Annotated in this window: 6 protein-coding genes and 1 pseudogene; all 7 read right to left on the bottom strand. The window is 62.3% G+C overall.

Annotated features, from left to right (window positions below; all coding sequences use genetic code 11):
• Nucleotides 1-209, bottom strand: a pseudogene (locus AC0L15_RS28745) (glycine C-acetyltransferase); the annotation flags it as partial.
• A gap of 38 nt (nucleotides 210-247) precedes the next feature.
• Complete coding sequence (locus AC0L15_RS28750; RefSeq protein WP_473497859.1) at nucleotides 248-898, bottom strand: homoserine kinase; 651 nt, start codon at nucleotides 896-898, stop codon at nucleotides 248-250.
• Entirely contained in the window at nucleotides 895-1,191 is a 297-nt protein-coding gene (locus tag AC0L15_RS28755) for a phosphotransferase (RefSeq protein ID WP_473497861.1), read from the bottom strand. The genes AC0L15_RS28750 and AC0L15_RS28755 overlap by 4 nt, the downstream gene beginning before the upstream one ends.
• Nucleotides 1,192-1,224: 33 nt before the next feature.
• On the bottom strand, nucleotides 1,225-2,730 hold the full coding sequence (gene thrC, locus AC0L15_RS28760; protein WP_473497863.1) for a threonine synthase: 1,506 nt from the start codon (nucleotides 2,728-2,730) through the stop codon (nucleotides 1,225-1,227).
• A complete protein-coding gene (locus AC0L15_RS28765) occupies nucleotides 2,712-4,064 on the bottom strand; it encodes an NAD(P)/FAD-dependent oxidoreductase (protein WP_473497865.1) in 1,353 nt (450 codons plus the stop codon). Before AC0L15_RS28765 ends, thrC begins: the two co-directional genes overlap by 19 nt.
• A gap of 10 nt (nucleotides 4,065-4,074) precedes the next feature.
• On the bottom strand, nucleotides 4,075-4,953 hold the full coding sequence (locus AC0L15_RS28770) for an ABC transporter permease (RefSeq protein WP_287249140.1): 879 nt from the start codon (nucleotides 4,951-4,953) through the stop codon (nucleotides 4,075-4,077).
• 35 nt (nucleotides 4,954-4,988) lie between these two features.
• Nucleotides 4,989-5,939 carry an ABC transporter permease gene (locus AC0L15_RS28775; protein WP_027151790.1) on the bottom strand — a complete coding sequence of 317 codons (951 nt, stop codon included), beginning with the start codon at nucleotides 5,937-5,939 and terminating at the stop codon, nucleotides 4,989-4,991.
• Between the last annotated feature and the right edge of the window lie 162 nt (nucleotides 5,940-6,101).

Here is a 6,101-nt window from a genome sequence, read left to right on the forward strand (position 1 = left end):
CGGTCGAGTGCCTGCTTGGCCGCATCGCGCAAGTCGGCGCTATCTGCGAGGCCAAGATAATTGTTGGCGCAGAAATTGAGCAGCTTGCGGCCGCCGACCTCGATCTCGGACGACTGGGGCGAGGTGATGACGCGCTCGCGCTTGTACAGGCCCTCCGTCTCGATCTGCGAAAGCAGCTCGCCAACGTGGTCTTTGAGAGTCGGTGCCATCGTGCTTCCATTTCCATTGGTGATCTTCGCGGTCTTGCTCATGCGACTTCCCCCCGGAGCACGCGCAACATACGCTCGAAGTGGCTTGGATCGTGTGCTTTGAGGAGCGCAGCTTCCCGGGGCTGGTACAGATCCCAGAGACGCGATAACCAAAAACGAAATGCTCCAGCGCGCTGCATCGCAGGAAGCAATAGGCGTTCGGGTCCAGTGAGCGCGCGAACTGACTCATACGCGCCGAGAAAGGCGGCAACTTGCTTAGTGTCTTGGCGGCCGGTGCCACTATCGACGCACCAGTCATTGAGGCACACGGCTATATCGAAAAGAAAGGTGTCGCATCCGGCGAAGTAGAAATCGAAGACGCCGGTCAGGTGACCACCTTCAAACAACACGTTGTCGCGAAAGAGATCAGCGTGCACCGGCCCGCTTGGGAGTTCCTCGTAGGTGGAGGACACGGCGATCTGGTTCTGAAAGGCCAGTTCGCTCGTGAGCAGCGAGCGCTGTCCCTCAGATACGTAGCGGCCGACCACCGGCACCACCTCGTTCCACCATTCGAGGCCGCGCGGATTGGCCTGTCGCCGTGGGTAGTCGCTGCCGGTCACGTGCATTCGCGCCAGGGTCTCCCCGACAGCGCGACAATGCGACTCTGTCGACGACGTCACGCTCTCGCCAGGAAGTTTGTTGACGATCACGGCAGGCCGCCTTTTAGCGTGTGAAGGATTTCGCCTCTGACGTTGGCAACCGGATCCGGGACCGGCATTCGCCGCGCCGCAAGGTGCTTCATCAGGTGAAGGTAGAACGGCAATTGCTCGAACGTGAGCCGCTCGAACAGGGTCAGCACATATTCGCCCGCCTCGGTATCCACAAAGTAGTTCGTGTTCTCAATTCCGCTCGCGCTGCCGCGAACGGAGTTCGGCTGTCCCAGGCCCAGAGCCTGAAAGAAAGTTGCGACTTCGTCAGGTGACAATTCGGTATATACGGCCATGGCGAAAGAGGTCCCGGTCGTGGAAGCAGCCTTTCAGCAAGCCTGCAGCGTTTCAGCGATGTAGGTCTTCACGGTCTGTGCATCGGCGGAAAGCAGTTTGAACCGTCTCGGCAAACCCTCTATGCCGTCGAACCGTTGCGGAGGAACTGGTTCTCGGCCCAGGGCCTCTCTGATGGTCTCCGCAAATTTGACCGGCAGGGCCGTCTCGAGCACGATCATCGGCACATCCGAAACCGAATGCTCGCGCGCGACCTTCACACCGTCTGCAGTGTGTGGATCGATCACCGCGTTGAAGCGGTGCCACGCGTCACGGATCGTCGCCAACCGGTCGGCGTGGGTGCTCTTCCCGCTGCGGAAACCAAAATGGTCCGTCGCCTTCCCGAAGGCCGGATCCCCGCTGAGATCGAACGACCCGCTTTCGCGCAGTTGATCGTCGAACAGCGATCTCGTCCGGCTGGCGTCGCGACCGAGCAAGTCGAACACGAAACGCTCGAGATTGGAGGCCTTGGAAATGTCCATGGATGGGCTCGAGGTTTCATGGGTATCTGCCCGGCCCCGCACGCGATACACCCCGGTGCGGAAAAACTCATCGAGCACGTCGTTTTCGTTGGTCGCAATGACGAGACGGGATATGGGAAGTCCCATCATGCGCGCAACATGACCGGCGCAGACGTTTCCGAAATTGCCCGAGGGAACAGCGAAGTCGACCTCTGACGAATTCTCTTCAGTCACCTGAAAATAGGCAGAGAAGTAATACACCACCTGAGCGACCAGCCGGGCCCAGTTGATCGAATTGACGGCGCCGATCCGGTGGCGCCTCTTGAAGTCAGCATCGCCGGACACGGCTTTCACGATCTCTTGGCAATCGTCGAACACCCCTTCGATGGCAATGTTGTGTATGTTGTCGTCCTGCAGGCTGAACATCTGGGCTTGCTGAAAGGCGCTCATGCGTCCGTGGGGCGACATCATGAAGACGCGGATGCCCTTCTTGCCGCGCATGGCATATTCCGCCGCGCTGCCCGTGTCGCCACTGGTTGCCCCGAGGATATTCAGCTCCTCACCCCGCCGCGCCAGTTCATACTCGAGCAAATTGCCGAGCAACTGCATCGCCATGTCCTTGAACGCCAGGGTGGGACCGTTCGACAGTTCCGCCACGTGGAGACCGCTCTCAAGCGTTCGCACGGGAGCGATCCTGGCGGTCCCAAAAACCTCGGGCCTGTAGGTCTTTGTACAGATGGCCTTCAGGTCAGCGGGCGGAATATCGTCGATGTAGAGCGACAGGATTTCAAAGGCGAGCACCGGGTAGGACAAGCCCCGCCACCGATCCAGCGTGGCATCATCCAGCCGAGGGTAGACCTCGGGCACATAGAGGCCGCCATCCGGGGCGAGATCTTCAAGCAGAATCTCGCGGAACGTCCTGCGTTCGGGATGGCCGCGCGTGGAGATGTAGTGCATGTGATGCTGTTCCTTGTTGCCGCTATCGTTCGGCAAGGCTCGAGAGACCGCCAACCCTTCGGCCTTCAGCGGCTGGCGCGCCACCAGGCGATACGGTCCTGCAGGGCGTAGGCCTTGATAACGGCCGGGATGAACCAGGGATTGCCGCGATAGAGCGGGATCGCCGCAGGCGGCCGAAAGTCGAATGCGCTACGCGCCTGCTCGCCATGCCCCATCAGCTTGTGAGCCGCACGCGTGCCGACCCATGGCGCCCAGACCACGCCCGAACCGCAGAAGCCGGTGGCATAGACCACGCCATCCTTCTCGAAGATCCTGGGCAGCATGTCGCGGTGCATTGCGACATTGCCGAACCAGCTGTGCGAAAGACGAACGTTCTCCAGTTCCGGGAAAATTTCGCCCAGCCCGTTTCGCAGACGCAGCGTTGGGGCTGCCGGATCGCCTGCACGCGAGCTGTCGCGCCCGCCGAGCAGGATGCGTCTGCCGTCCGGCGAAGGGCGATAATAGAAGCCAAGCTCGCGGCCCTCGCCCATCATCATCCGCTTCGGCATCAGGCGCGCCATCAGCTCAGGCGCGAGTTCCTCGGTAGCAATGATCCGGCTGCGAACCGGCACCAGCCGGCGGCGCAGGAAGGGATTGGCGCCATCGGTGTAGCCATTTGTGCAGACCAGCACCTGCCGCGCCTGCACCGTTCCGGCTGAAGTGGCGACGCGGAATCCGGAGCCATCCCTTTCAATTGAGGTCACGGGCGTGTTCGAATGCACCGCCAGTCCCGAAGCGAGCGCCACCCGCAGGAGCTCCGCGTGGAACTTGGCCGGGTGCAGCCCGCCGATGTCCATCCTGACCATGCCGCCGCGATAGAAGTCGGTGCCGACATAGTCGCGCTGCTTTGCATATGGAACAGCGTAGGATTCGATCCCCAGTTTCCTTGCCAACGCCTCGGCGCCGCGGGCCATCTTCTCGTACTGTTCATATCCGATGGCGCCCTTGAACAGGCCAACCGGTTGAAAGTCGCAGTCGAGCTTTTCCGACTTGATGAAGTCGTAAAGGAATTCGCGCGCGACCTTGCCCTCGGCCTCGATCGCCATGGCTTTTTCTTCGCCGAAGCGCCGGGTGATCGTGGCGTAGTCCAGCCGGATGCTCCCGCTGGTAATTCCGCCATTGCGCGACGAGGCCCCCTCGCCCGGATTCATCGCATCAAAAGCTGCAACCGAGCGCCCCTCGCGCGCCAGCGCAAGCCCGGCCGAAAGTCCGGCATAACCGGCGCCGACGATCGCCACATCGACTGTCCTCGCCAGGGGCTGCGGCGGCAGCGGCATGACGGGCGCCGCCTCCCACCAGTAGGGTGTGCTCTTGTTGGCGACTTTGGGCTCGTGCACGTGAGGGACTTCTCGTTGCGGTTTCAGGAGGGGTCGGTCCATGCCGGCGAGCTCAGACACGGTCGTCCCGCACGTCGAGCGCATCGCGCAACCCGTCGCCGATGAAATTGAAGCTTGTCACGGCGATGGTGATGGCGGCGCCGGGAATGATCGCCAGCCAGGGCGCACTATCCAGATACTGCTGGGCGCCCTCGAGCATGTTGCCCCAGCTCGGCAGCGGCGGCTGAATGCCATAGCCCAGGAAGCTGATGTAGGCTTCCAGGAGAATAGCGTGCGCAACTGTCAGCGTCGCGGCCACGATGATCGGGCCCATGGCGTTGGGCAGGATCTCGCGGAACATGATATGCGCGCCGCTAAGCCCCAGCATGCGCCCGGCCAGCACAAACTCGCGCTCGCGCAAAGACCGCACCTCGGCCTCGACAATCCGGGCTACCTCCATCCAGCTGGTGACAGCGACGATGACGGTGACCATGGCCGGGCTCGGCTTCAGTGCCGCGGCCAAGGCAAGCAGCAGGAAGATCGAGGGGAATGACAGGAAGCCGTCGACCGTGCGCATCAGCGCTGCGCCGATCCAGCCGCCGCGGTAGCCCGCGATCACGCCGACGAGCGTTCCGATCATCGTCGACAGCAGCATGGCAGAGAAAGCCACCAGCAGTGAGGTCCTCCCCGCCATCAGCAGTCGCGCCGCCACGTCACGCCCCAAAGGATCGGTCCCGAGATAGTGGTAGCCGGTCAGCGGCGGTGAAAAGCGGGCGCGCAAATCGATGTAGAGGGAATCATAGGGTAGGAGATGCGGGCCGAAGACGCATGCCAGCGTCAGAAGGGTGATCATCACCACCCCCAGCAACGCCAGATGATGGCTCGTGAAACGACGCACGGTGCGGCTGCGCCACCAGCGGTTTGGTCCTGCATTTGCGACGAGAGCGGTCATTTCGGGTGCCTCCTGTTGGGTGTGAGGTTACGCGCTCAACCCAGACGAATGCGCGGGTCGACGATCGCTACGGCAATGTCTGCGATCAGGTTGCCCAGGATGACGAGGATGGCCGAGAACATCAGCAGTCCCATCACGACCGGGTAGTCGCTGTAGCCTAGGCTGTCCAGGAACAGTCGACCCATCCCCGGCCAGGTAAACACTGTCTCCGTCACCAGCGCGCCGGTCAGGATGCTGGGAAGCTGGACCCCGGCCAGTGTGATCATCGGCAAGAGCGCATTGCCGACGACGTGCTTCATGATGACTCGGCGCTCGCTTAGGCCTTTGGCGCGGGCGGTCTTGACGAAATCCTGGCTGATGGCGTCGAGCGTCGCCGTGCGCATGTAGCGGCTCCAGATCGCGACATGCACCAGCGACAGCACGATGCTTGGCAGGATCAGGTGATGCAGGTAGTTCAGGACCGAACCGTCGCCGATCGTGTACATGTTGCCTGCAGGCAGCCAGCCCAGTTGCAGGGAGAAGACGTAGATGCCGACGAGCCCGAACCAGAAGGTCGGGATCGACAGGGCGACCATGGCTCCGATCGTCGCCATATGGTCGAACAGCGAATAGCGGTGCGTGGCGCCCCGAATGCCGATCCAGGTGCCGATGGCGATCGCAATCGCAGTGGACGTACCCATTAGCAGCAGCGTCGCAGGGACGTGTCGGCCAATCACTGCCAGCACAGGCGCGCCATCGCGGAAGGAGTGGCCCCAGTCGCCCTGGAGAAGTCGCCAGGCCCAGTCGAAATATTGCACCAGAAGCGGACGGTTCAGCCCCAATTGTTCTTTCAGGCGCTCGAGATCGTCCTGCGTCATGCCGGGATCGAGCCCGAATTGCGCCAGCGGCCCGCCCGGCAGCAGGTTCAGGACGAGGAACCCGATGACCGAGACGATCAGGAGCAGGATGAGGCTCTGTGAGAGCCGGTTGAGCAGGAATCCGCGCATTTCAACTCTCCTCTTTCAAGACAGCGCCGATGACTTGCGCCGGCCCCCCCCCGGGGGGGGGGCGCCAGTGGGGGCGATCAAATACAATTTTGGGGGGGGCCCGGGTGGAACCGGGGGTTTTTTTTTTTGGAGCAAACCCACCCCCCCCCCGGTGGGGCGCGC

The organism is Mesorhizobium sp. WSM4846, assembly GCF_055811415.1.